The sequence below is a fragment of the Caballeronia sp. A2-2 genome, from assembly GCF_057612605.2.
Window position 1 is genome coordinate 2,463,825 of the sequence record NZ_CM172587.1, and the last position, 24,228, is coordinate 2,488,052.

The window sequence follows — 24,228 nt, forward strand, 5'->3', positions numbered from 1 at the left end:
TCTAACGCTCACGCGAAGTCCTCGCCCATGTCGATGTCCAACTCACGCGGCACGGTCTCGCCGTTCGCGTGCATCTCTTCGAGCGAGCCCAGCGTCGCTTCCACATAGGCACGCAGCACCGCGTAACTGCGCGCGTGCAGACGCGGCGGCATCGCACGATAACGCGCGAGCGCATCCGGCGCGAAGCGTATGTCGATGCGAATACGCCGCGCCGTCGGACCGAAACGCATCGCCACGTAATGCACGAGGAGCGAGGTGCGCCCTTCGTCGTCGCGTCGTTCGGTGAATTGCGTCTGCTCGGGAAAGAGATCGCAGATCACATGCGCGAGCGTATCGATGTCCGCGCTCGGGCAGTCGTATTGATAGTCATCCATATCGATTTTAGAGTCCGCGAAAAACGGTCAGCGAGCGCCGCGATAGTAACGCACGAGTGCGATCGTCACGATCACGCCGAGCACGAGATACACCACATCGGCGGCGAGGAGCGGAATCAAACGCGCCTGAAACAGCGCGGCAGGCAGGCCCACGAGCGCATGCGCCGCGATCAGCACGCCGAGCGCATGACGCGAGCGCTCGCGCAACATCTGCCACATCAGCGCGGAAAAGCCGAGCTGGAATGCGAAAGCGGTGGCACGCTCCACCACGAAGATGAACGCCGAAATCGGTGAAAGCGTCGCAAGCACCATGTGGATGCGCGCAACCGCCTCGACAGGCGCGTTCGCGAAATGCGCGTCCAGCGTGTTGTCGTTGGCGAGCACCGCGTACATGATCCACTGCATCTGCACGAACACGCCGACGAGCCACGCTTCCGCCCCACCATGTCCGATGCCGTAACCGAGCCCTGAACCCGCTTTTTCAAGTGCGGAAGGCTCGCGCGAGATGAGCCATTTCATCGCCAGAAAACGGCCTGTTTCCTCGCAAATGCCTGCGGCCAGCGTGCCATAGACCACGAACGCCACCGGGTTTTGCAGCAGGTTCGATGTGACGTCGTTGCCGAGCACGAAGCCATGCAGCGCGCGTTCGATGACCATTGCGAACAGCGCGAAAACGGCGACGCCCAGAATCGTCGCGCGCCGTTCGAAACCGAAGTGCGCACGCGTGAGCTTGTACAGCACGACCGGCAATGCGGCCACGATGAACGTCGCGATCGCGAGGCTCACTAACGTCGAAAAACTGACCATTCACTTATCCGTTGCTGATGTTGCAGATGTGGCTGATGTTGCGGAAGTCGATGCACGTATGACCAGTTCACCCGGCAGCAGGCATTCACGCGCGGGCATCGCCGCGCCGTTCAGGCGTTCGTGCAGAAACGTCACCGCGCGCTGGCCGATATCGTACGTGGGCTGACGCACGGTCGTCATGCCGGCGAGTTCAGCCCACTCGGAATCGTCGATCGACATGAGCGCGGCATGCGCCTGCCAGTCCACGCCATGACGCGCTTTCAGATGAACGGCCACGCGCAGCGCCACCGGCCCGTTGGCGGCGAATAACGCAATGCGCCGCCCCGCCGCATGCGCGGCCGTCACGCGACGATCGAGGTCCGCCAGCGCGGCGGATGCATCCACGAGATCGATCACGATGGTCGCGCCGCTTGCATCGAGCGACGCGACCGTCTCACGAAACGCCGCTTCACGCAAGCGTCGCGAACTCACATGCGTGACGGGTTGCACGAGAAACAGCAGTTCATCGAAGCCTTCATCGACGAGATGCTGCGTGGCACGTTCGACCGCTGCGAGGTTATCCAGCCCGACCATGTCGGTCACGATGCCCTCCACCGCACGATCCACCAGCACGACCGGAATGCCGCCTTGCGCGAAGCCTTGCAGCAGTTCTTCCTTGACGCCCAGCGCATTCACGATCACGCCTTCGACACGATACGTCGTGAGCAATTGCAGATAGCGCCGCTCCATGTCCACTTCGTTCGCTGCGTGACAAATGAGCGGCATGTAACCGAGCGCATGACACGCGGCCTCCACGCCTTGCAGCACTTCGACCGTATAGGGATTCGTGAGATCGGCGACCAGCATGCCTATGAGGCGATTGCGGCCGCGCTTGAGACCGCGCGCCATCTGATTGGGCCGGTAGTCAAGCCGCGCGATGGCCGCCTCGATACGCTCGCGCAAGTCCGGCGACAGCACGCCGAGTTCGCCGTTCAGATAGCGGGAAATGCTCGTTTTGCCCGTGCCTGCCTCGCGCGCGACATCGGTGATCGTCGCGCGGCGCATGGTGAAGACAGAGGGATGTTTGGTCGGAGTGGGATCGTCGGACATGGTGGTCGATTATGTTGCGTCCGCCTTGACTTATAAGACGGCGAACGCGTTTGTCGTTCTCCTCGCATGTGCGCATGTTAGCGCATGCGCCCGACGATTCCCTTCGAATGCGACCTTTAACGCTTGAGCACTTCCCGATTGACGATGTTCTGCGCGAGCGTTCCATCGAGCGCACCAATCAGGTTTTCCGCGGCATTGCGCGCCATGGCGTGACGCGTCTCATGCGTCGCGGAACCGATATGCGGTAACGCGACCACGTTCTTCATCTTGAGCAAGGGCGAATCCGGCGATACCGGCTCTTGCTCGAACACATCGAGTCCGGCCGCGAGGATGGTGCCATCCTTGAGCGCATCGATGAGCGCGGTTTCATCCACGGTCGGCCCGCGCGAGGCATTAATCAGAATCGCGCTCTTCTTCATCTTTTTCAATTCCGCCTGACCGATGATGCCGCGCGTCTCCGGCGTGAGCGGCACTTGCAGACAGACGAAATCGGATTGCGCGAGCAGTTCGTCGAGCGGCACACGCGTTGCGCTGAATTTAGTTTCCGCTTCTTCGTTAGGATGCCGATTCGTGTACAACACCTTCATGCCAAAGCCGAGCGCGGCACGTTTGGCCACCGCGCCGCCAATGCGTCCCAGCCCAACGATGCCGAGTGTCTTGCCCTGCACTTCGACGCCGAACAGCGCATCGCCGATGCTGCCTTTCCATTGCCCGTCCTTGACCCAATCCGCGAGTTCGACCACGCGCCGCGCACTCGCGAGAATCAGCGCGAAGACCGTATCGGCGGTGGATTCCGTGAGCACGTCCGGCGTGTGCGTCAGCACGATGCCACGGCGCGTCAGATCGTCCACGTCGAAATTGTCGAAGCCTACCGAGACCGTTGAAAGGGCCTTGAGACGCGTCGCGCCTTCGAGCATATCCGGCGTGATCTTCACGCTCGCGCCGATGGCGCCATCCGCGTTCTTCAGCGCCGCGACGAACGCGTCGTGATCTTTCGCATCGACGTCGACGACTTCGGCGCGCTCGCGAAGCCATGCATCGACATCGGCTGGCAGGGTTTTGTAGGCTACGATGGTTCGGGTCATGGTCGGAATTCGAGTAGTGGGCGTGTGAGTGATTCTTCTACGAAAAACGTCATGCGCATAATGAATTCAAAATGCATAACGCAAAAGACCGGGCTTCAGGACCGTGCTACCGCTCGCGCCGGTGCCGTCGTTTGCGGTTTGACAGCCAGCGTCAGCCAGACCGAAGCCAGTAGCGCCGCGCTCATGAAAACGTACGATGCCGCGGGCGAACCCGTCGCGCCATTCAGATAGCCCACCACATACGAACCCACGAAGGAGCCGAGCGCGCCCATGCTGTTGATGAGCGCCATCGCCCCGCCCGCGACGTTCTTTGGCAGCAGTTCGGGGACGATCGCAAAGAACGGTCCATACGGCGCGTACATCGCCGCACCGGCGACGACGAGCAAGGCATACGAAGCCCAGAAGTTGGTCGATCCGAGCAGATACGAACCCGCGAACGCGATGGCCCCGACCAGCAGGAACGGCCAGACGAAAGCCTTGCGCGCCTGCAGTTTGTCCGATGCCCACGACGCGAGCAGCATCGCGATGGTCGCGGCCAGATATGGCACCGCCGAGAGCCAACCGGTTTCGACCATGCCGAGCGTCGAGCCGTTCTTGAGAATGGACGGCAGCCACAACACGAAACCGTACACGCCGATGCTCCAGCAAAAATACTGCGCGCAGAGCTTGATGACCGCTGGCGACTTGAACGCTTCGCGATAATTCTTCACCGGTTTGATGGCGGCTTGCTCGGCGCGCAACGTGGCATCGAGATCGCGTTTTTCCTGATCGCTCAGCCAGCTCACCTGCGCGGGCTTGTCCTTCACGATGAACCACCAGATCACGGCCCACACCACGGCAGGCAAGCCTTCCGCGATGAACATGTGCCGCCAGCCGAACGAGTTCACGAGATAGCCGGACACGACCGACATCCACAAAACGGTTACCGGATTGCCGAGAATCAAAAACGTGTTGGCCCGCGAGCGTTCGGATTTTGTGAACCAGTTGGCGATGAAGACGAGCATGGCGGGCATCACCGCGGCTTCGACCACGCCGAGCGCGAAGCGGATCGCCATCAACGAGGGAATGTTGCTGACCATGCCTGTCAACGCCGCGCAGCCGCCCCACAGCACGAGACTCCAGAACACGAGTTTCTTCACGCTGCGGCGTTCGGCGTAGATCGCGCCCGGAATCTGGAAGAAAAAGTAGCCCAGAAAGAACAGCGCGCCGATCAGCGAGGCCAGCCCTTTGCCAATGCCCAGATCGCTGTTGATGCCCGCCGCCGACGCGAAGCCGAAATTGGCGCGATCGAGATACGCGAGGCTATACGTGATGAACACGATCGGCATGATCGCCCACCAGCGGCGCACCGCGAGCTTCGGGGTCGTGGTTGATTGCATGGCTGTCTGTCTCCGGAAGCGGTTCGGTGGTTCTCTCAGGTTCTGCGTTTTGAATTTTGCGTTTTGTATTCAGGCGGGATTGAGCGCGGTGTCGATCTCGGCCGTGTTTGCCGATGCTTCCAGCGCATCGAGCGCCGCCCGTGTCGGCAGACCTTCGCTGTCGCCGATCACCTGAATCGCGAGCGCGCCGATGCGATTGGCACGCGCGATGGCATGACGCACGTCGCGTCCTTCCAGCAAGGCGCTTACCACGCCGACCGCGAAGCCATCGCCTGCGCCGACCGTATCCACTACTTGCGCCACCGGCACGCCCGGCACGATGCCCTGATCGCCGTCAGCCGTGCGGAAGTACGCGCCGTGCGCGCCGAGCTTCACGATCACGCCGCGCGCGCCCTGATCCAGATAGAACGCCGCGATGTCCTCGGGCTTCGCGTGGCCGGTCAACGTCAGGCCTTCGGAGACGCCGGGCAACACCCAGTCGGCGAGCGCCGCGAGCGCGTTCAAAGACTCGGCCATCGCCTCGCGCGACGGCCAGAGCGTCGGGCGCAGGTTCGGATCGAAGGAAATGGTCTTGCCTGCCGCGCGCATTTCACGGGCCATGTGGAATGCGAGTTCGCGCGACGTGGCGGAGATCGCCGGCGCCACGCCCGTCAAATGCAAGTGACGCGCACCGAGCACGTAGCCCGCATCGAAATCGTCGATGGACAAATGGCTCGCGGCGGAACCCTTGCGGAAGTATTCGACCGCCGGATCGCTACCGTCGTCGCACCTGGCCTTCAGTTGGAAGCCGGTCGGATACCGCTCGTCGATGCTCACGCGGCGCGCATCGATGCCCTCGGCTGCGAGCACGTCCAGCACGAAGCGCCCGAACGAATCGCTGCCGACGCGGCTCATCCAGCCCACCTTGAAGCCGAGCCGCGACAGGCCGATCGCCACGTTTAGGTCCGCGCCCGCGACGCGTTTGGTGAACTGGCTGACTTTCGCGAGGTCGCCAGTTTGCGCCGCAACGAACATCGTCATGGCTTCGCCGTAGGTGATGACATCGAGCGCTTCGGTCTGAGCTTGCATGGCGTGTCCTGTCGGAGTCCAGATTGAATTCATAATTCAAAATGACATTCTTGATACAAAATTCAAAAGGCTGCGATTCGCGCGACCTGACGCGCCGCGTCGGCATCGGGCGAGCCTTGAGCATCCGCGATAAACGGATATTCGATGCCGCGCGGCACATCGCTCGGCAACTGCGTGAGCAAGGTGGCGAAGCGTGCGTCGCCGTCAGCGGGCGCGGCGGCGAAACGGCGTGTGCCTTCACCCATGACCGTCTTGCAATGAACGTATCCGACATGGGGCGCGAGACGAATGGCAGCATCGAGCGGATCTTGTTCGGCCCAGCGCCAGTTGCCGGTGTCGAAAGTCATCGAAAGGCCGCTTTGCGGCGGCACGGCTGAGAAAAGCATTTCGAATGCGCGAATCGTGCCGCCCGCCTTCAGTTGTCCGTTTTCGACGACCACGCGGGCCGACGATTCCGCAACACCCGAAAGCAATCGGTCCAGCGTGACCGAATCGGTCGCGACGCCGCTTTCCGCGCCGCCCAGTTGCAGTTTTACGATGCGCGCGCCAAGCGCCGCCGCTTCGCGCGTTGCCTGCGCGAGCGCGGCGCGGTCGAGTGCGCCATCGTCGCGAAAGAGCGTGGCGGGCGTCGAGTACACCGGCCACAAACCTGCTGCGCGGATGCGTTCGCCCAGCGTCGAAAGCGCGTTCGGGTGTGCGTCGTCATCGGCGGCGAACAGTTCTCGACGCACTTCGAAGCCGTCCGCACCGGCGCGCGCCGCTCGATCCGCCCAAAAGGCGTGACCGTCGCGACGAATCGCATCCGCGCCGAACGCGCTTGCGACGATCACCACTTCAACCGCACTCTTTTTCCGCTCATTCATGACGTTGGAACCGGTTCCAATCGGAGATTTCAAAAAAGGCGCTAACAGCGCCTCGTGACGAAACCGAATACTGCGCCCGCACCGACCGCGTGCGCCATAGTGGAAATCCCTAGCGTGCGAGGCCCGGAATGTCCGGCTCGACGCATAGCTCGATAAAGCGCGCCGCCGCACGCGATGGCGTGGCCGCGTGCGGCACGAGGATCGAAAATCGCCGTTTGAGCGGACTCGGCGCAATGCGCAGCGGCCGCAAGACGCGGTCTTCGTGGCGAATCGACATGGCCGACACGAAACCAATACCCATGCCCGCCCGCACGGCCTCCTTCACCGCTTCGACACCCGATATTTCGAGCACGACGCGCATCTCCACGGCGCTGTCCGCGAAAGCGCGCTGGACGATCTGCCGGACGCCCGAGCCGACTTCGCGCAACACGAGCGGAAACGCTCCGAGCGCTTCGAGCGATGCGAAATCGCGTCCATCGGCAAGCGGATGGTTGAAGGGAACGATGGCCACGATCTCGTCTTCGCGCCACGCGGTGACGGTCGTGCCCAACGGCACGTCCTGCCCAGCGGGGCCTTCGATCATGGCGACATCCAGCGAGCCGAGCGCGGCGACGATTTCCGCCGTGTTTCCGTCGATGGTCGTAACCTGAATGTCCGGAAAACGCTTGTGAAATGCGGCGATCAGATACGGCAGCACGTAGCTCGCCGGCGTGGTGCTCGCGCCGATTCGCAGCGTGCCGCGCTCCAGACCGCGAAGGGCATCGCGCAGGGCGTGCGCCTGGCGGAAGTCATCGCGCAGACGTTCGGCGTGACCCAGCAACTGCTCGCCTGCCGCCGTCAGACGGATTCCGCGCCCCTCCCGCTGATAAAGCGGCTCACCGAATTCCTCTTGCAGCAGCCTGAGTTGCCCCGACACGGCAGGCTGCGACAGATGAAGCGCAACCGCCGCGCGACTGATGTTGCCGTGCTCCGCGACTGTTGCAAAAGTTATCAGTTGATCCGGGGTCATCTCCTCAATGTATCAGTTCAGCCGATATAATGCATTCTAAATCACGATTTCTCATATACATATATCTCGAATAGGATTAGCCCATCACGTCACTCTTTCCAAAGGACGATTCATGTCCACGCCCGCTTCCACTCTGCCGCACGGTTCCGCGTCCACACGCGGCCAGCTCAACGGCATTCTGTTCGTCGCGCTGTTCGCCGCCGCCGTCACGCACCTCGCTTCGGTGCCCTTCATTGCGGGACTCGGCATCAGTCCGCTGATCGTCGGCATCGTCGCGGGGATGGTGTATGGCAACGCGCTGCGTCACGGCATGCCGGATAGCTGGGCCGCGGGCGTGAACTTTTCGGCGCGCAAGCTGCTGCGAATCGCGGTGGCGTTTTTTGGGCTGCGTGTGAGTCTTCAGGAGATCGCGCAGGTCGGCTGGTCGGGTTTGACCGTCTCGGTATTGGTCGTGGTGAGCACGCTCGCCATCGGCACATGGGCCGGCATGAAGCTGATGAAGCTCGATCGCGATACCGCGTTGCTGACCGCCGCTGGCAGCGCGATCTGCGGTGCCGCCGCCGTGCTCGCTTTCGAATCGACGCTGCAATCCAAGCCGCACAAGAGCGCGATGGCAGTCGGCAGCGTCGTGCTGTTCGGCACGCTCTCGATGTTCCTCTACCCGCTCGCGATCAAGACCGGCTGGCTGCATCTCGACACGCTCGGCACGGGCCTGTTTTTCGGCGGCACGATTCACGAAGTGGCGCAGGTGGTCGGCGCGGCGAGCAACGTCAGTCCCGAGGCGACGCATATCGCGACCATCGTCAAGATGACGCGTGTGATGCTGCTCGTGCCGGTGCTGCTCGTAATCGGATTCTGGGTAAGCCGCTCGCGTGCCAATGTGAACGGCAGCAGCGATACGCAAGGCAAGGGCAAGCTCGCGGTGCCCTGGTTCGCGCTCGGTTTTCTGGCGCTGGTCGTCGTGAATTCGCTGCATGTGTTGCCGGCCATCGCCACCAGCACGCTCACCACGCTCGACACCTTCGCACTCACCATGGCGATGACCGCACTCGGCATGGAAACGCGCATCGCGCAGATTCGCGAAGCCGGTCCGCGTGCGCTTGCCACCGGCGCGATTCTCTACGCATGGCTGATCTTCGGCGGCCTCGCGATCACGTACGGCGTGGAGCGTTTGTTCGGTTGAGCATCGCGTTCGATGAATGAACAAAAAAGCGCGGCATGCCGCGCTTTTTTATTTGCATCCTCAAGCCACGCGTTTTAAGGCTTGCGAGAAATCCGCGATCAGATCGTCGATATCCTCGATGCCCGCCGACAGTCGCAACATGCCATCGGAAATGCCCATCGCCTTGCGCGTTTCGGCACCCGCCTCGTAAAAGATGGTCGGCGCAACGGGAATGATGAGCGTGCGCGTATCGCCAAGCCCTGTCGCCTTGATGGGCAACTGCAACGCGTTGACGAACTCGTTCATGCGCGAGACATCACGCAGTTCGAACGAAAGCAGCCACGATCCATTTTTGAACAACGCCTTCGCGATTTCATGCTGCGGGTGGCTCGAAAGTCCCGGATAAAACACGCGGCCGATCGCATCCTGTTGTTCGAGAAATTGCGCCAGCGCCAGCGCGTTGTCGCTGCATTTCTGCACGCGCAGCGCGAGCGTTTCCGCGCCCAGCGCAATCGAATGAGCCTGCTCCGATGAAAGCGCCGCGCCCATGTCGCGCAGCCCCTTCTTGCGAATCTGCTGAAGCCCCTGCTCTTTCGCGCCCATCTGACGATAATCGTCGGCGATGTTCGGATACGCGCTCCAGTCGAACAAGCCGGTATCCGTCACCGCGCCGCCGAGTGCCGCGCCATGTCCCGCGATGGTCTTCGTCAACGAGTTGATGACGAGACTCGCGCCGACATCCTTCGGCAAGAAAAGCGCAGGCGACGTGATGGTGTTATCCACCACATACGCCAGCCCGCGCTCGCGACAGATCGCGCCGATGCCCTGAAGATCGGGAATCTGCGTGCCTGGATTCGCGATGGTCTCGACGAACACCATGCGCGTGTTCGGCTTGATCGCGTTCTTGACGGCTTGCGCGTCGCACGCATCGACCGTGGTCACTTCGATACCCAGCGTCCTCAACGTGCCGAAGATGCTGTTGGTATTGCCGAACACATAGCGGCTCGACACCAGATGATCGCCCGCGCGCAGCAACGTGAGAAACGTCGCCGTGATGGCGGCCATGCCCGTGCTGAAGCAAATGGACCCGACGCCTTGTTCGAGCTTCGTGATCTTGCGTTCGAGCGCGGCCGTGGTCGGCGTGCCCTGCCGCGCGTAATTGAAACCGCCTTTCTTCGTGCCCTGAAACACGCCGATCAGATCTTCCACGCGTTCGAAGCCGTATTGCACCGACGTATGAATCGACTGACGCACGCCGCCATGTTCCACGCCGCCGATACGGTCGCCATGCACGATGCCTGTGGTGAAGCCTTGCTTGTCCATCCCTTCTCCGCTTCGAAAACAATACGAGGTTGCGCTGCCGATGCTTCGGATCGAATGTCGATTCTACACTGACGTTTGGCGCTCTTTCCCACGCTACAAGGCGCTAGCGAGCCGGGTACGCGCGTTGCTTTTTCACTATGCTCCAGAACACGAACGGCTGTATGACGAGGACCCCACTCATGGCTTACGAACTCTATTACTGGGACGGTTTGCAGGGACGCGGCGAATTCGTACGCCTCGCGCTGGAAGATGCGGGCGCGGAATATGTCGATGTCGCGCGCGAGAAAAACGGCTCTCAGGCGATGATGAAAATCCTCAACAGCAAGACCGAACCGCACATTCCCTTCGCGCCGCCATTTCTGAAGGATGGCGAACTAATCGTGCCGCACGTCGCGAATATCCTTCAATACCTCGGGCCTAAACTCAATCTCGCGCCGAAGGATGAAGGTCTGCGCTACGTCGCGCATGGCCTGCAACTTACCATCGCCGATCTGATTGCGGAAGTGCACGACACGCATCATCCGCTGGCGACCGATCTGTACTATGAAGATCAGAAAGATGCCGCCAAGATTCGCACGCGCAATTTCATCGACAGCCGTGTGCCGAAGTTCATCGGTTATTTCGAACGCGTGCTGAAGCAAAATCCGCAAGGCGATACGCAGATGGTGGGCGACACCACGACCTACGTCGATCTGTCCGTCTTTCAGGTGGTCGATGGCCTGCACTACGCGTTTCCGCGCGCGATGAAATCATTCGGCAAGCACTATCCGCGCGTGGCCGCGCTGCATGATGCCGTTTTGCAGCGGCCGAATATCGCCGCTTATGTGGATTCGGAGCGGCGTCTCGCCTTCAACGAAAGCGGCATTTTCAGGCATTACCCCGAACTCGATCAGGACGCGAAATAACACGCCTCATCTTCGACAATCAAGGAGCAAACATGGTCAAGACAATTCCCGCCTTCGGTCTGGGCACTTTCCGCGTCGATGCCGCGAAAACGGCGGCCGCCGTCAAGAGCGCATTGCAGGTCGGCTATCGTCATGTCGATACCGCGCAGTACTACAACAACGAAGCCGCGGTCGGCGACGGCGTGCGCGATTCAGGCGTGCCGCGCGAGGACATCTGGGTGACGACCAAGGTATGGTGGGACCGCCTCGGGCGCGATGCGCTCATCGCCAGTCTGAAGGACAGTCACGCGAAGCTGAACATCGGCACGCTCGATCTCGCGCTCGTGCACTGGCCGTCGCCGGATCAAGCGGTGCCGATCGCCGAAACGCTCGCCGCCATGCAGGAAGCGCGCGAACTCGGGCTGATTCGCCATTACGGCGTGTCGAACTTCACGGCATCGTTGCTCGAAGAAGCCGTGAAGGCACCGGGCGGCAAGGAGATCGTGACGAATCAGATCGAGGTCAGCCCGTTCCTTGCGAACCGCGCATTGGTCGATGCAACGCAGCGGCTCGGCGTGAAGGTCACGGCGTACATGCCGCTCTCCGAAGGCCGCGCGCACAAGGACTCGACCATCGTCGCGATTGCGCAGAAGCACGGCGCGACGCCCGCGCAAGTCACGTTCGCGTGGCTGCTGTCGCGGGATATCGTGGTGCTGTCGGCATCGACGAATGCGGAGCATCAGCAGGTCAATTTCGATGCGCAGAAGCTCAAGCTCGATGCGGAAGACATCGCGAAGATCGATTCGCTGGACGAAGGGCGGCGCAATGCAAATCCGTCGTTTGCGCCGAAGTGGTGATGTAGCAAGCCGCGCAACGGTACACCGACAAGCCCGGCCTTTAACAAGGCCGGGCTTTTTTATATCCTGACCAATCGTCCGATGCTATCCTTCCCCCTCCCTTATTCCTCTCGCTTCTAAGCTTTCCACGATTTCAGCAAAGTGCTCTCCTTCCTGCTCAAGCTGCGCACGCGCGCCCAACAGCTTTTCCGCTTCTCCGATTCGCACACCATGCTCGTGTGGGCGGTGGTCGTCGGTGTCGCAGGAGCGTTCGCGACGGCGGTGTTTCGCGAAGGCATCTCGATGCTGGAACATGTGCTGGGCAATCCCTCGGAAGGACTCGTCGCGCTCGCCAAAAGTCTGCCGTGGTATGCGCGCGTGGTGCTGCCGGCTATCGGTGGTTTGCTGGCGGGCTTTTGCCTGATCGTCGCCCGGCAGCGCGCGAGCAAGCAGTCGAATACCGATTACATGGAAGCGGTCACCATCGGCGATGGCGTGGTGCCGGTGTGGCAAAGCGTGTGGCGCAGCATTTCGTCGCTGCTGACGATTGCGAGCGGCGGGTCCATCGGACGTGAAGGGTCGATGGTGCAACTCGCCGCGCTGGTGTCATCGCTGATCGGGCGATGGGTGCATTTCGATCCGCCGCGCTTGCGCCTGCTCGTCGCGTGCGGCGCGGCGGCGGGGATCACCTCCGCCTATAACGCGCCGATCGCGGGCGCGTTCTTCGTCACCGAACTCGTGCTCGGCTCGATGGCGATGGAGAGCTTCGGGCCGATCGTCGTGTCGTCGGTGGTGGCGAACATCACCATGCGCGAGTTCGCGGGTTATCGGCCGCCTTACGAGATGCCGGTGTTTCCGGCCGTGACCGGCGTCGAAGTGCTGCTGTTCGTCGTGCTCGGGCTTTTGTCGGGCGCGCTCGCGCCGTACTTTCTGCGCCTGCTCGCGGAATCGAAGAAGCGTTTCTCGACGCTGCCGCTGCCCTTGCCATTGCGGCTCGCACTGGGCGGGCTGATTGTCGGCGTTATCTCCGTCAACCGTCCAGAGGTCTGGGGCAACGGCTATGAAGTGGTGAACTCGCTTCTCCATGATCCGTGGACGTGGAGCGCGCTGCTCACCGTGCTCGTGCTCAAGCTGATCGCAACCGCCGCGACCACCGGCTCCGGCGCGGTCGGCGGGATCTTCACGCCAACGCTGTTCGTCGGTGCGGTACTCGGCTGCCTCTACGGGCTCGCGGTTCACGCCATCTGGCCAAATTCCACCTCCGCGCCCTTCGCCTACGCGATGGTCGGCATGGGCGCGTTCCTCGCCGCCGCCACGCATGCGCCGCTCATGGCCATCCTCATGATCTTCGAGATGACGCTCTCGTATCAGGTCATGTTGCCGTTGATGCTCGCCTGCGTGATTGCATACTTCATCGCGCGCACCTCCGAACAAACGTCGATGTACGAAGTCACGCTGCGCCGCACGCGCGAAGAAAAAGAGCGGCTGCGTCTGGCCGCCACGCAGATGCGCGAACTCGTCCGGCCTGCGGACACCGTCGTGCCGCTCACGGCGAACGTCAAGGAAATGACGCGCGTGTTCCTCGAATATCCGGTGAAGTATTTGTATGTCGTAAACGACGCCGGACATTTTCAGGGCGTGGTCGCGCTGAAGGACATCACCTCCGATCTGCTCGATGAGAAAGGTTGTGAAAGCAAGACGGCATCGGATTATCTTCAGCCGCATTTCGATGTGCTCACGCCCGACATGCCGCTGGGCGAAGCGCTTCAGCATTTCCTCGCGTTCCAGGGCGAGCGTTTGCCGGTTATCGAACATAAGTCACAGCCGATGCTGCTCGGCGTCGTGTACAAAACATCGCTTCTGGACGCATACTTCCGTCTGAACCCGACGACGCGTTGAAAGTGCGCTGCCGTGCAATTTCGCGGCGCATCATGCGACTCGAATGGCGCAACGCCACCATGCGGCGTCGACTTAAACCATCACTCGAAGACTTGGCGCGCGACGCATGATGCGCGCGCCCGTGCGTGACTGACCGCTCTCGAATGAACGCACACGAGTCTGCGAACATGCCGCCACGGCATAGGCTTTGCTTCGTGCCTTGGGCATCTCGCCGCTGAACCGAGGAGGGGTTGCGCGATGAAGACCTCAACGCTTTTTTCGATGGCCCTGGTGTCGGTCTCTTGCTATGCAGCGCCACTGCATACGAGTTCGTCTGACCAAAGCACCGTCGCCGTCGATGCGATGCACGCCGCCTTGCGTGTGAACGCCGCGCCCGTCGCGCCGCCCGCACCGAACATCGTGGCGGAAAGCCTCGATCATGCGCGCTGGCGTCATGTGCCCATGCCGAAATCGCGCACACCGAGTCATGGCATGGCGAGCCAGACGATTCAGGTTCAGACCTGAGCGTTTTAATTTGCAGTCTTACTAAATTAGATAACAGGCCCAGCGCATGACGGATAAGCCCGCAAAAGAAGTGCTCAACGATGAACCCATCGACGATGAAATCGCCTCGGTCCTGCGCGCGGTCGATTATCCCGCGAACAAGGACGCCCTAGTCGATGCCGCGCGGGAAGCAGGCGTGAGCAATGACGTCATCACGCTGTTCGACGGATTGCCTGAGCAGGACTACAACGACGCCGCATCCGTCGAGGATCTTTTAGGCAGCAACGGCGGCCCCGGTCTTTCCATCTGATCAAATCAACGCGCGCGTATGGCGCGCGATCATCAGTTCTTCATTGGTCGGCATCACCCACACGCTGACACGCGAATACGCCTCGCTGATACGTGGTCCGTTCGCCTCGTTGGCCCGCATATCCAGTTCGATTCCGCACCACGCCGCCTGCTCGCACACACGGCGACGAATATCCACCGAATGCTCGCCGATGCCCGCCGTGAACACGAGCGCATCGATGCCTTGCAGCGCCGCGATCATCGAGCCGAGTTCGCGTGCGATCCGATACGCATACATTTCGATGGCGAATTTCGCGCGCGGATCGTCGCTTGCCTGAAGCGTGCGCATGTCGCTCGACAAGCCGGAAACGCCCGCCAATCCCGACTGCCGATACAGCAAGTCCTCGATCTCGCGCACATCCATTTTCAGTTGGTCCAGCAAATAAAGCACGACGCCGGGATCGAGATTGCCGCAGCGTGTGCCCATCACGAGACCATCGAGCGCGGTGAAACCCATCGTGCTGGCCACGCTCTTCGACGCCAGCAACGCACACAGACTGCCACCGTTGCCCAGATGCGCGACCACCGTGCGCCCCTTGACCGCATGCTCCGAAACACGCGCCAATTCGCCCGCGATGTACTCATACGACAGCCCATGAAATCCATAGCGACGCACGCCGTAGCGCGTCACGAATTCCGGCAGCGCGAACGCCTGCACGATAGCCGGTTGCGTCGCATGAAAAGCCGTGTCGAAACACGCGACCTGCGGCACGTCCGGCAACAACTCCGCGATGATGCGAATCGGCCTCACATTGTGCGGCTGATGCAGCGGCGCAAGCGGCGTGAGCCGTTCGAGTTCGGCGACGATCGCATCGTGGGTGCGCACCGGCTGCGTGAAGCGCGCGCCGCCATGCACGACCCGATGCCCCACCGCGATCAACCGATGCCCCACGCCCTGTCCGCGCAGAAACGCGCCGATATGCGAGATGGCCTGCGCGTGTTCGAGATGCGCGCCATCGCTCCAGGCGTGCTGGCCGACCTGCTTGCCGTCGGCATCGAATGCGGTGAAGCGCGGCGCGCTGAACAGGCCTTCCACTTGACCATGCGTGATGAGCGCGAGATCGTCGCTGCCCGCATCGAACGCGCTGAACTTGATGCTCGACGAGCCCGCGTTCAGCACGAGTATGAGTTCGGCCATCGCATCACCCCAGAAGGTTTGCGTCTTCGCGGCGCTTGAGCGCGACCATCGATGCGACCGCGCACGAGGCGAGGCGCGTCGGCACGGAATCCGCGCGGCTGGTGAGAATGATCGGCACGCGCGCGCCGAGCACGATGCCCGCGGCATCCGCGTTCGCGAGAAAGGACAGGCTCTTGGCGAGCATGTTGCCGGCTTCGAGGTCCGGCACCATCAACACGTTGGCGCGGCCCGCGACCGGCGAATCGATCTTCTTCGTGCGCGCGGCTTGCGGGTCGATGGCGTTATCGAGCGCGAGCGGCCCGTCCACCAGCGCGCCGGTGATCTGCCGCCGGTCCACCATCTTGCAGAGCGCGGCGGCTTCCAGTGTCGAGGGAATCTTGGGGTTGACCGTTTCCATCGCCGAGAGAATGGCGACGCGCACTTCCGGCATGCGCAGCGCGTGACCGAGGTCGATGGCGTTCTGCAGGATATCGACCTTCTCCGCGAGCGTCGGCGCGATGTTGATCGCGGCGTCCGTGATGATGAGCGCGTTCTCGTGGCCCGGCACATCCATCACGAAGCAATGGCTCACGCGCCGCGCCGTGCGCAGCCCGCCTTCGCGACGCACCACCGCGCCCATGAGTTCATCAGTGTGCAGGCTGCCTTTCATGAGCGCTTCGGCGGCGCCTTCTCGCACGAGTTCGACGGCGCGCGCGGCGGATGCATGGCTGTGCGGTGCATCGACGATCGGATAACCCGCGAGGTTGATTCCGTGTTCTTCGGCTACCGCGCGAATCCGCGCTTGCGGGCCGACCAGAAGCGGCGCGATCAGTCCGAGTTCGGCCGCCTGCACCGCGCCTTCGAGCGCGCTTCGATCGCACGGATGCGCGACGGCGGTCGGCAATGGCGGCAGCGTTTTGCAGAAGTCGATCAGCCGCTGATATTTCTCATGCAGGCGCTCCATGCATCCTCCGTCGATTGATGCAAATTGGGCAACGAAGGCATCAACTTAAATGAATTTGATCGATGTTCGCGCGGTTTTCGCTGATCAATGATAGTGCGTCGGCGGCATCATGCTGAGAGACTTTGCGTCACGCATCGCGGCCGAGAAGCGCGTGCATAAGTTATCCCCAGCAAACGGGGAAAGACCTGTGCAAAAGCGCTGGGCTACTCACGTAGATTCTTGATTCGGCGGGATAAATGCCGTGTGATGCGGATCGCGCAACGGCGTGACGATCGGATGACGTAAGGGCAACCCACAAGTTATCCACAATTTCTGTGGATAGTCGTGTTGAGAACTACGTTTTAAGCTGAGTTAAGTCGTTGATGAAAAAGGTTTTGTCGGATGTGATGCAAAACGGCGTGACGGAACCGCTTCCGCCACGCCGTCGTGATCAACTTCCCCGATAGAGCGATGCGCTCGCGCCCGAAGGCGCGGCCGGCTTTTTCGTCGGTGCCGGTGCTGAAGCGCCCGACGACATATACGCGGGCGCCGCCTTGGTCTTTTCCTTCTGCCCGGCCGGCGGCGCAGTCGGTGCCTTGCTCATATCGGCCAACATCTGCTGGCAAGGCAGCGGCTTGTTGTTGCTCGGCGCGATCAGCGGAATCAACGCGGCGAACGGGTTGATGAGGCCCAATCCCAGCATCGCGCCGCCGCGCACGGCCAGCGCCCCTGCATCGACGCCGACCTTCGGGTCCTTGAACGTCCCCTTCACATACAGCGGCGAACGCAGCGAAAAGATTCGGAAGCCCTTCGTATGCGGATGAATGCCGAGGTCCATCGACTCGTCCTTCAGGTTGATGTGGCCATCGACGTTGATGACCGCATCGTCGGTGTCGAGCGCGAACACGCGCGAATCGAGCACGCCGTCCGTCACCACAAAATCCGCCGCCGCGCAATTGATGCTGACATCGCGCTTGCCGAACAGCTTTTCGTAGACCACGTTCGCCACGTTAAGACCCGCCGCTTCCATGTACAGGCGGCTCACCGTGCCCTGCGTGATGAGCAGCTTCACCTCGCCGTTCGACGTGCCCGCCAGCGCCGCCGGGGAGTTGCCGGTGGCGGACAACGCGGCATCGCCATTGATTTCACCGAGCGCGGACTGCATGGTCTTGACCGTCGGGAACAGTTGCTTGAGCTTCAGATGCCGCGCCTCCGACGACACGCGTCCCTTCAACGGCGTCGTGCTGCCATCCAGATGAATGTTGTTCGCCAGCGTCCCGCCCGCCACGCCAAAACGCAGCGGCTCGAACGACAGCACGCCATCGTTCATGATCACGTGCGTGTAGAGATTCGTGATCGGCAAGTCCGGGTCTTTGACGATGCGCTCGCCCGTGAACTTCACGTCCGCGTCGATGGCCTTCCAGCGGTCGGTCTTGAACTCCTCGGTCGGCAGCGCCTTGCTCGACGGCTGCTTCTCCTTCTCGCCGCGCTTGGCCTTGCTCGCGTTGGAATCGGCCCCGATGATCGGCGCGAGATCCTTGAACTGAAGCAGATGCGAAATCAGTTCGCCCTTGAGCAGCGGACGCGGCTTCTTGCCTGCATACACCAGCGAACCGTTGATGTCGCTGCCGCCCACGCGGCCCGTGAAGTTCTCGTAATGGAAGACGTTGCCATCCTCGCGGAACTGACCGGTGAGCCGCCCTTCGGTGGCAAACGGCGGCGTTTCGGGCAACGTCACGCCTGTGAACGGATAGAGATGCGCCATGCTCACGGCCTGCACCCACAAACGCAGATCGAGCGCCGCGAGATGCGCGGGATCGGTCACGGTGCCGACGAAGGCGATATGCGTGTCGCCCAGACGAACATCGGCTTGAACGGGGAACGGGCGCATCGCGTCCTGCACGGCGAGCACGCCGCCGAGTTTGCCATCGCCCGATACCTTGCCGCCGTTGTACGTGCCGTTCACCGTCCAACCAAACGCATAAGGCGGAATGGGCGGCTTCGGCCCTTCCTTGGTCGTGATGCTCGCATTCGCCGACACGCTCGCCGGGTTCGGCGTCGATGCCTGCGCCGCCGCTGCTGCCGACGCAGCAGACGCCGCCGACGCTTCTGACGCCGCCGCCGCATCCGCTTGCTTATCGAGCTTCTTCGCGCCGCTCTTGCCGACCATCTCCGCCGACGACTTGGCCGACGCCGCTTCCTGCTGCTTCATCACTTCGCCAATCGGCACGGCTTGTCCAAGCGTATCGATGACGATCTGCATTTCCGCCTTGGTGACGGCATCGCTCACGCCGACCGTGCCTTTCGCCAGCGAAATATCACCGAGCTTGAGGTTCCACGTCGAAGGCTCGTTCGATTGCTTGAACTTGAACGTCCAGTTATTGCGGTTATCTTTCAGCCGCTCGATATCGATGGACGGGTTCACCAGATTGATCGACGGAATCACGATGTTGTGCGCGATCAGCGGCAACACTTCCACCTGAAAGTCGATTTCGTCGAGCGTCGCGAAGAACTTTTGCTTCGTCCAGTCGGGGTTCGCGATGGTGATTTTTTCAGCGGAGAAGCGCGGCCACGGCACCCAGCGCTTCCAGCCAGTCTCATTAGGCGGGCGATGCCAGCCGACTTTCAGGTCGCCGGTAATCTCGAAGCGTCGTCCGATCGCGTCCGAAACCTTGTCATCGACGAAAGGCCGCAGTCGATTCCAGTCGAAGGTCAGAAACACGACGACGAGTATTGCAATCAGGATCGCCAAAATTCCAAAGAACCATGCGACGATCTTGCCGATTCTTCTCCCGGTAGGGGCTTGCGCCATGTCGCTCCATCCATTTTTTCCGTTTGTGTGTGGCGCAGCACAGAGTATGCCCGCGTGATTTGTCTGAACGGACGATCGCGGATCGAAACGGCCGGAATGTCCGTAAGATGTCGGCTTCCTCAATCCGCGTCATTTGCGTATGCCGACTCCACTCATCGTCACTCATGGCGTGACGCGCCGCGATGCCGCACGCGGCGCGGTGCTCCTGCATCCCACCGATTTCGTGCTGAACGAAGGCGAGCGCGTCGCGGTCACGGGGCCGTCCGGGTCGGGCAAGAGCGTGTTCCTGCGCACGCTCGCGCTGCTCGATGCAAGCGACGACGGCTATGTGACATGGCGCGGCGAGCGCATCGCGCGGACGGGGATCACGGCGTACCGGCGAAGCGTGGCGTATATCGCGCAGCGGCCTGCCATGCTCGATGGCAGCGTCGAGGACAATCTGCGCTATCCGTATTCGCTGAAGGTTTATCGCGATGTTCGGTTCGATCGCGCGGCGGCAGCAAAAATCGCCGAAGCCGCCGGACGCGGCGCGGATTTTCTGGACAAGGCCGCGAGCGATCTTTCCGGCGGCGAGGCGCAGATCGCCGCGCTTGTACGTGTGCTTCAACTCGCGCCCGATGTATTGCTGCTCGACGAACCCACCGCTTCGCTCGATCCCGTATCGGCGCTCGCCATCGAAGCACTGGTCGATGCATGGTTCCACGCGAATCCGGCGCGCGCGTTCATCTGGGTGTCGCACGATCCGGTTCAGGCGCAGCGTATCGCCACCCGTCATCCGGTGATGAACGCAGGCGTGCTCACCGAAACGCACGACACGGAGCACGCGCAATGAGCGGCTATCAAAACCTGAGCCTCTTCGATCTCGCCCTCGCGGCGATGCTGATCGTAGTGAACGGCGCGCTGTCCGTCGCGCTGAATCTGCGGCTCGAACGCAAGCTGTTGATCGCAGCGGTACGCACCGTCGTGCAATTGCTGCTGATCGGCTATGTACTCGGCTGGGTGTTTGCGTTCAACCGCTGGTATGTCGTGCTGCCGCTCATGGCCATCATGACCGTGATCGCGGGCATGGCGGCATCCGATCGCGGGCGGCGCACATACGCGGGACAGCGTGCGGACAGCATCGTGTCGATCTGGGTCAGTTCGTGGCTGGTCGGCGCGTTCGGTCTGTTCGTCGTGATCCGCATTCATCCGTGGTACGAGCCGCAATACGCGATACCGATTCTCGGCATGATCCTCGGCAATTGCCTCACGGGCGTGTCGCTCGGCATCGAACGGATGACGGAAGAACTCACCTCGGGGCGCGGCGCGGTGGAAATGTCGCTGGCGCTCGGCGCGACGCGCTGGGAAGCCGCGCAAGGTCCGGCACGTCAGGCCGTGCGCGCGGGCATGATTCCCACGCTCAACCAGATGGCGGTGGTCGGCCTCGTCAGCCTGCCGGGCATGATGACGGGTCAGGTGCTCGCCGGACAATCGCCGTTGCAGGCGGTGCGCTATCAGATCGTCATCATGTTTCTGATCGCGGCGGGTTCGGGGCTGGGCGTGGTCGGCGCGGTGGTGCTGACGTATCGGCGGTTGTTTTCGGCGGATCAGCGGTTTCTGGCGTCGCGGCTGATCGAACGCAAGGCGAAGAAGCGCGCGGCCTGAGGCGCGCGCTTTCGATGCATCATTCGCCCTTGTACACGCGTTCAAGCTCATTCAGGTCGAGCTTGATCATGCCCATCATCGCTTTCATGGTGCGGTCGGCTTTCACCGGATCGGGGTCCTGAACCATCTGTAGCAATACTGTCGGCGCGACTTGCCACGTCACGCCGAAGCGGTCGGTCAGCCAGCCGCACGCCAAGGACTGGCCGCCATCCATCAGCTTGTCCCAATAGTGATCGATCTCTTCCTGAGAGTCGCACTTGATGAACATGGAAATGGCCGGCGTGAACTTGAACTGCGAGCCGCCGTTGAGCGCCATGAAGTCCTCGCCTTCCAGTTCGAACAGCACGGCGAGCGTGCTGCCTTCGGCGCCGGGACTGGACGCCGTGTGCCGCATGGTCTGCTTGATGCGCGCGTTCCTGAAGATGCCGAGGTAGTAGTTGACGGCTTCCTCGGCGTTGTTATCGACGAACCACAGGCAAGGCGAAATCTTCTGCATGAGTGTCTCCGATGTTGAATGCGTCGCGCGCGGAATCACGCGGCCGGTGCGCCCATCGATGCAACCGCCTTTTGCATGTCCTCGCCCGACACCTCTTTCACATGCGTGGCGACCGACCACGAATGCCCGAACGGGTCTTCGACGCGGCCATAGCGGTCGCCCCAGAACATTTCGGCCACCGGCATGATGACCTTGGCTCCGGCGGCTTCCGCCTGACGCACGGTGGCATCGGCGTCCTCGACATACAGATGGATGGTGACCGGCGTGCCCTTCATGGCTTTTGCGCCGAGCATGCCGCAGGAGGGGTTTTCATCAGCGAGCATGAGCGTGGAATCGCCGATGCGGATCATGGCGTGCGCGAGCTTGCCGTCGGGCATCGGAATGCGGCCGAGTTCGGTCGCGCCGAAGGCTTTCTTGTAGAACTCGATGGCATCCGCCGCGCCCGCGACGCACAGATGCGGAGTCAGGGAATGCATGCCGTCGGGAATCGGCTTGACGTTGGATGTGGACATGTCGGCTCCGTGAAGTGGATGAGGCGCGCCACGCTGGCGCCGCCTTCACACCCTACAACGAGCGAGACGCGCGTCAATCGACATCGATCCCGATGAAAACACGAAATATGTCGCAATTGCTCAGGCAGCGAGCAGCGGTTACTCCGGCGCGGCTTCGGCCAACGCCTGAATGAGCGATTCGAGCCGCGAAAAGTTGACGGGCTTCGTCAGATGATCGCGAAACCCTGCCTCCCGGCAGCGACGAATATCTTCATCCATGCCGTAACCGGTGATGGCGACCGACGGCTTGCCCGGCTGCAACCGCGCCCACGCACGCGCGACATCCAGCCCCGTGCCGTCCGGCAAGCCGATATCGCTCACCAGCAGATCGAACGGCCCTGCGTTCGCGTGTTCGAGCGCGCTGGCCACGGTCGTTGCCACTTGCACGCGATGACCGAGCATTTCGAGCACTTCCGACATGGCCGACGAAGTCTGCTCGTTGTCCTCCACCAGCAGCACTCGGAGCGAGCGTTCGTGTTCCTGCGTCGCGGTCTCGGGCAAGGGCGCGGCTTCGTGCGCCGGCTGAACGCGCGCGAGCGGCAAGGTGAGCGTGAAGCGCGCGCCCGCATCGCGGCCTTCGCTGTAGGCGGACAAGGTGCCGCCGTGCTTCTGCGCCAGCGTGCTGGCAATCGCCAATCCCAACCCCAAACCGCCGAACGAACGCGTGATGGAATCGTCGGCCTGTTCGAACGCGGAGAAGATGCGCGGCAACGCTTCCGCGCTGATGCCGATGCCGCTGTCCGTCACCGAAACGGCGATGGTCGAATCATCCGGGTTCCACGTGCGCACTTCGATCCGCCCGCCCGCCGGCGTGAATTTCACCGCGTTCTTGACGAGATTCCAGACGATCTGCTGAAGCCGCGCGGCATCGCCCAGCACGACGAACTTCGCGGCATCGAAACGCGTGTCGAGCGTCAGGCCCTTGGCGCGCAGATCGGCTTCGGACATATCGAGCGCGCTGCCGAGCAAGGTATCGAGCGCGACGTTCGCGAAATTGAGCGAGAGCTTGCCGCGCGCGATGCTCGTGAGATCCAGCAGATCGTCGATCAGACGCGCTTCCAGTTCCACGTTGCGGCGGATCAGGTCGAGCATGGAACGCCCATCCTGCGGCAACGCGTGCTTCATTTCCAATAGACGCACCGCCGCGAGAATCGGCGTGAGCGGCGTGCGCAGTTCGTGCGACAGCACCGCCAGAAAATGGTCCTTCGCGCGGTTCGCGGATTCGGCCTGATCCTTGGCGAGCCGCAGGGCGTCCGCCGCCATGTGAGCGTCGGTGGCATCGCGCACGATCTTGGAGAAACCGATCAGTTCGTCATGCTCGCTGCGGATGGCGGTCGTCACGCCCGAGGCGAAGAACGAATGGCCGTCCTTGCGCCACAGCCAGCGGTCGTCGCTGGCGCTGCCTTCGCGGCGGGCATCGTCCAGTTCCTTGTCGAACACGCCGGTTTCGCGGTCTTCCTGGTTGTAGAAGATGCTCGCCGACTGCCCGAGCACGTCCTGCGCGGGAAAACCCAGAATGCGTTCGGATGCCGCATTCCACGTGCGGATGCGCCCTTCCGGGTCCAGCGTGATGACCGCGTAATCCTTGAGCGCGTCGATCAGCAGCCGAAAGTGCGTCTCCGTTTCGCGCAGCGCGCGCTCCACCGCGATGCGTTGCGCGCGCTCCGCCGCTTCGCGCATGGCGCGGCGCACGACCGCGGGCAGACGTTGCAGGCGCTGCTTGAGCACGTAGTCGGTCGCGCCGCGCTTGAGCATGTCCACCGCGTGTTCTTCGCCGAGCAAACCCGACACGAAGATGAACGGCGTATCCGGCGAGCGCTCGCTCGCGATCGACAACGCTTCGATGCCCGAGAACGTGGGCATCACGAAATCGGCGAGGATCACGTCGAAGCGCTGTTTCTCCAGCGCCGCGATGAAGTTCGCCGCGTCGTAGACGATGGACGCATCGACGGTGTAATCCGCGCGTTCGAGTTGCGCGATGGTCAGCTCGGCATCGAGCGAATTGTCTTCAACGAGAAGCAGACGCAGGGGCTGCATGATCTAGGCGGCCTCGCTC

The 24,228-nt window shown here is 62.2% G+C and carries 23 protein-coding genes; 8 read left to right on the forward strand and 15 right to left on the reverse strand.

What is annotated here, in order from left to right:
• Positions 1-8: 8 nt before the first annotated feature.
• The 8 genes from ACZCWR_RS11755 to ACZCWR_RS11790 all read right to left on the reverse strand — a co-directional run bounded on the left by ACZCWR_RS11755 (position 9) and on the right by ACZCWR_RS11790 (position 7,674).
• Positions 9-374, reverse strand: a complete 366-nt coding sequence (locus ACZCWR_RS11755; RefSeq protein WP_487300937.1) for a DUF3022 domain-containing protein — start codon at positions 372-374, stop codon at positions 9-11.
• 27 nt (positions 375-401) lie between these two features.
• Positions 402-1,181, reverse strand: a complete 780-nt coding sequence (locus tag ACZCWR_RS11760) for a YhfC family glutamic-type intramembrane protease (protein ID WP_487300938.1) — start codon at positions 1,179-1,181, stop codon at positions 402-404.
• Positions 1,182-2,270, reverse strand: a complete 1,089-nt coding sequence (locus ACZCWR_RS11765; RefSeq protein ID WP_487300939.1) for a LacI family DNA-binding transcriptional regulator — start codon at positions 2,268-2,270, stop codon at positions 1,182-1,184. It lies immediately after the preceding gene.
• A gap of 116 nt (positions 2,271-2,386) precedes the next feature.
• Positions 2,387-3,355 (reverse strand): 2-hydroxyacid dehydrogenase, encoded by a 969-nt coding sequence (locus ACZCWR_RS11770; protein ID WP_487300940.1) that lies wholly within the window; start codon positions 3,353-3,355, stop codon positions 2,387-2,389.
• 95 nt (positions 3,356-3,450) lie between these two features.
• Positions 3,451-4,734 carry an MFS transporter gene (locus ACZCWR_RS11775; RefSeq protein ID WP_487300941.1) on the reverse strand — a complete coding sequence of 428 codons (1,284 nt, stop codon included), beginning with the start codon at positions 4,732-4,734 and terminating at the stop codon, positions 3,451-3,453.
• Between the two features lie 69 nt (positions 4,735-4,803).
• Positions 4,804-5,802 carry a sugar kinase gene (locus ACZCWR_RS11780; RefSeq protein WP_487300942.1) on the reverse strand — a complete coding sequence of 333 codons (999 nt, stop codon included), beginning with the start codon at positions 5,800-5,802 and terminating at the stop codon, positions 4,804-4,806.
• Between the two features lie 62 nt (positions 5,803-5,864).
• Complete coding sequence (locus ACZCWR_RS11785; protein WP_487300943.1) at positions 5,865-6,665, reverse strand: sugar phosphate isomerase/epimerase family protein; 801 nt, start codon at positions 6,663-6,665, stop codon at positions 5,865-5,867.
• A gap of 109 nt (positions 6,666-6,774) precedes the next feature.
• Positions 6,775-7,674 (reverse strand): LysR family transcriptional regulator, encoded by a 900-nt coding sequence (locus tag ACZCWR_RS11790; protein ID WP_487300944.1) that lies wholly within the window; start codon positions 7,672-7,674, stop codon positions 6,775-6,777.
• Positions 7,675-7,786: 112 nt separating this feature from the next.
• Between ACZCWR_RS11790 and ACZCWR_RS11795 the strand changes: the two genes are divergently transcribed.
• Positions 7,787-8,857 carry a YeiH family protein gene (locus tag ACZCWR_RS11795; protein ID WP_487300945.1) on the forward strand — a complete coding sequence of 357 codons (1,071 nt, stop codon included), beginning with the start codon at positions 7,787-7,789 and terminating at the stop codon, positions 8,855-8,857.
• Positions 8,858-8,917: 60 nt separating this feature from the next.
• Here ACZCWR_RS11795 and ACZCWR_RS11800 read toward each other — a convergent pair whose 3' ends face one another.
• Positions 8,918-10,159: a cystathionine gamma-synthase family protein gene (locus ACZCWR_RS11800; RefSeq protein ID WP_487300946.1), complete on the reverse strand. Its 1,242-nt coding sequence runs from the start codon at positions 10,157-10,159 to the stop codon at positions 8,918-8,920.
• Between the two features lie 179 nt (positions 10,160-10,338).
• On the opposite strand from ACZCWR_RS11800, the gene ACZCWR_RS11805 reads away from it, so the two are divergent.
• From ACZCWR_RS11805 to ACZCWR_RS11825, 5 genes are all read left to right on the forward strand, one after another.
• Complete coding sequence (locus ACZCWR_RS11805; RefSeq protein ID WP_487300947.1) at positions 10,339-11,064, forward strand: glutathione S-transferase; 726 nt, start codon at positions 10,339-10,341, stop codon at positions 11,062-11,064.
• A 32-nt stretch (positions 11,065-11,096) separates the two neighbouring features.
• Positions 11,097-11,900, forward strand: coding sequence for an aldo/keto reductase (locus ACZCWR_RS11810; protein WP_487300948.1), 804 nt, complete (start codon positions 11,097-11,099; stop codon positions 11,898-11,900).
• 141 nt (positions 11,901-12,041) lie between these two features.
• Positions 12,042-13,778 (forward strand): ClcB-like voltage-gated chloride channel protein, encoded by a 1,737-nt coding sequence (locus tag ACZCWR_RS11815; RefSeq protein ID WP_487300949.1) that lies wholly within the window; start codon positions 12,042-12,044, stop codon positions 13,776-13,778.
• Between the two features lie 237 nt (positions 13,779-14,015).
• Positions 14,016-14,282 (forward strand): hypothetical protein, encoded by a 267-nt coding sequence (locus ACZCWR_RS11820; RefSeq protein WP_487300950.1) that lies wholly within the window; start codon positions 14,016-14,018, stop codon positions 14,280-14,282.
• A 46-nt stretch (positions 14,283-14,328) separates the two neighbouring features.
• On the forward strand, positions 14,329-14,571 hold the full coding sequence (locus tag ACZCWR_RS11825; RefSeq protein WP_487300951.1) for a DUF2795 domain-containing protein: 243 nt from the start codon (positions 14,329-14,331) through the stop codon (positions 14,569-14,571).
• Here the strand turns inward: ACZCWR_RS11825 and ACZCWR_RS11830 are convergent, their stop codons facing one another.
• From ACZCWR_RS11830 to ACZCWR_RS11840, 3 genes are all read right to left on the reverse strand, one after another.
• Positions 14,572-15,747 (reverse strand): acetate/propionate family kinase, encoded by a 1,176-nt coding sequence (locus ACZCWR_RS11830; protein WP_487300952.1) that lies wholly within the window; start codon positions 15,745-15,747, stop codon positions 14,572-14,574.
• 4 nt (positions 15,748-15,751) lie between these two features.
• Entirely contained in the window at positions 15,752-16,690 is a 939-nt protein-coding gene (locus ACZCWR_RS11835; protein WP_487300953.1) for a phosphate acetyltransferase, read from the reverse strand.
• A gap of 430 nt (positions 16,691-17,120) precedes the next feature.
• Positions 17,121-19,481, reverse strand: a complete 2,361-nt coding sequence (locus tag ACZCWR_RS11840) for an AsmA family protein (protein ID WP_487300954.1) — start codon at positions 19,479-19,481, stop codon at positions 17,121-17,123.
• Between the two features lie 139 nt (positions 19,482-19,620).
• Here ACZCWR_RS11840 and ACZCWR_RS11845 point away from each other — a divergent pair, with 139 nt between their 5' ends.
• Positions 19,621-20,313 carry an ABC transporter ATP-binding protein gene (locus ACZCWR_RS11845; RefSeq protein WP_487300955.1) on the forward strand — a complete coding sequence of 231 codons (693 nt, stop codon included), beginning with the start codon at positions 19,621-19,623 and terminating at the stop codon, positions 20,311-20,313.
• Positions 20,310-21,125 (forward strand): ABC transporter permease, encoded by an 816-nt coding sequence (locus tag ACZCWR_RS11850; protein ID WP_487300956.1) that lies wholly within the window; start codon positions 20,310-20,312, stop codon positions 21,123-21,125. Before ACZCWR_RS11845 ends, ACZCWR_RS11850 begins: the two co-directional genes overlap by 4 nt.
• Before the next feature lie 19 nt (positions 21,126-21,144).
• Here ACZCWR_RS11850 and ACZCWR_RS11855 read toward each other — a convergent pair whose 3' ends face one another.
• The 3 genes from ACZCWR_RS11855 to ACZCWR_RS11865 form a co-directional block, all read right to left on the reverse strand.
• Positions 21,145-21,621, reverse strand: a complete 477-nt coding sequence (locus tag ACZCWR_RS11855) for a VOC family protein (protein WP_487300957.1) — start codon at positions 21,619-21,621, stop codon at positions 21,145-21,147.
• Positions 21,622-21,656: 35 nt separating this feature from the next.
• Entirely contained in the window at positions 21,657-22,133 is a 477-nt protein-coding gene (locus ACZCWR_RS11860; RefSeq protein ID WP_487300958.1) for a VOC family protein, read from the reverse strand.
• Positions 22,134-22,271: 138 nt separating this feature from the next.
• Positions 22,272-24,209: a hybrid sensor histidine kinase/response regulator gene (locus ACZCWR_RS11865; RefSeq protein ID WP_487300959.1), complete on the reverse strand. Its 1,938-nt coding sequence runs from the start codon at positions 24,207-24,209 to the stop codon at positions 22,272-22,274.
• Between the last annotated feature and the right edge of the window lie 19 nt (positions 24,210-24,228).

What these genes read in the sequence shown, in the direction of transcription:
- ACZCWR_RS11805 (WP_487300947.1), top strand. Translation starts at nt 10,339, where the DNA reads ATGGCTTACGAACTCTATTACTGGGACGGTTTGCAGGGACGCGGCGAA.
- ACZCWR_RS11795 (WP_487300945.1), top strand. Translation starts at nt 7,787, where the DNA reads ATGTCCACGCCCGCTTCCACTCTGCCGCACGGTTCCGCGTCCACACGC.
- ACZCWR_RS11835 (WP_487300953.1), bottom strand. Translation starts at nt 16,690, where the DNA reads ATGGAGCGCCTGCATGAGAAATATCAGCGGCTGATCGACTTCTGCAAA.
- ACZCWR_RS11780 (WP_487300942.1), bottom strand. Translation starts at nt 5,802, where the DNA reads ATGCAAGCTCAGACCGAAGCGCTCGATGTCATCACCTACGGCGAAGCC.
- ACZCWR_RS11865 (WP_487300959.1), bottom strand. Translation starts at nt 24,209, where the DNA reads ATGCAGCCCCTGCGTCTGCTTCTCGTTGAAGACAATTCGCTCGATGCC.
- ACZCWR_RS11765 (WP_487300939.1), bottom strand. Translation starts at nt 2,270, where the DNA reads ATGTCCGACGATCCCACTCCGACCAAACATCCCTCTGTCTTCACCATG.
- ACZCWR_RS11790 (WP_487300944.1), bottom strand. Translation starts at nt 7,674, where the DNA reads ATGACCCCGGATCAACTGATAACTTTTGCAACAGTCGCGGAGCACGGC.
- ACZCWR_RS11855 (WP_487300957.1), bottom strand. Translation starts at nt 21,621, where the DNA reads ATGCAGAAGATTTCGCCTTGCCTGTGGTTCGTCGATAACAACGCCGAG.
- ACZCWR_RS11770 (WP_487300940.1), bottom strand. Translation starts at nt 3,355, where the DNA reads ATGACCCGAACCATCGTAGCCTACAAAACCCTGCCAGCCGATGTCGAT.
- ACZCWR_RS11775 (WP_487300941.1), bottom strand. Translation starts at nt 4,734, where the DNA reads ATGCAATCAACCACGACCCCGAAGCTCGCGGTGCGCCGCTGGTGGGCG.
- ACZCWR_RS11825 (WP_487300951.1), top strand. Translation starts at nt 14,329, where the DNA reads ATGACGGATAAGCCCGCAAAAGAAGTGCTCAACGATGAACCCATCGAC.
- ACZCWR_RS11820 (WP_487300950.1), top strand. Translation starts at nt 14,016, where the DNA reads ATGAAGACCTCAACGCTTTTTTCGATGGCCCTGGTGTCGGTCTCTTGC.
- ACZCWR_RS11810 (WP_487300948.1), top strand. Translation starts at nt 11,097, where the DNA reads ATGGTCAAGACAATTCCCGCCTTCGGTCTGGGCACTTTCCGCGTCGAT.
- ACZCWR_RS11830 (WP_487300952.1), bottom strand. Translation starts at nt 15,747, where the DNA reads ATGGCCGAACTCATACTCGTGCTGAACGCGGGCTCGTCGAGCATCAAG.
- ACZCWR_RS11800 (WP_487300946.1), bottom strand. Translation starts at nt 10,159, where the DNA reads ATGGACAAGCAAGGCTTCACCACAGGCATCGTGCATGGCGACCGTATC.
- ACZCWR_RS11785 (WP_487300943.1), bottom strand. Translation starts at nt 6,665, where the DNA reads ATGAATGAGCGGAAAAAGAGTGCGGTTGAAGTGGTGATCGTCGCAAGC.
- ACZCWR_RS11860 (WP_487300958.1), bottom strand. Translation starts at nt 22,133, where the DNA reads ATGTCCACATCCAACGTCAAGCCGATTCCCGACGGCATGCATTCCCTG.
- ACZCWR_RS11755 (WP_487300937.1), bottom strand. Translation starts at nt 374, where the DNA reads ATGGATGACTATCAATACGACTGCCCGAGCGCGGACATCGATACGCTC.
- ACZCWR_RS11840 (WP_487300954.1), bottom strand. Translation starts at nt 19,481, where the DNA reads ATGGCGCAAGCCCCTACCGGGAGAAGAATCGGCAAGATCGTCGCATGG.
- ACZCWR_RS11845 (WP_487300955.1), top strand. Translation starts at nt 19,621, where the DNA reads ATGCCGACTCCACTCATCGTCACTCATGGCGTGACGCGCCGCGATGCC.
- ACZCWR_RS11760 (WP_487300938.1), bottom strand. Translation starts at nt 1,181, where the DNA reads ATGGTCAGTTTTTCGACGTTAGTGAGCCTCGCGATCGCGACGTTCATC.
- ACZCWR_RS11850 (WP_487300956.1), top strand. Translation starts at nt 20,310, where the DNA reads ATGAGCGGCTATCAAAACCTGAGCCTCTTCGATCTCGCCCTCGCGGCG.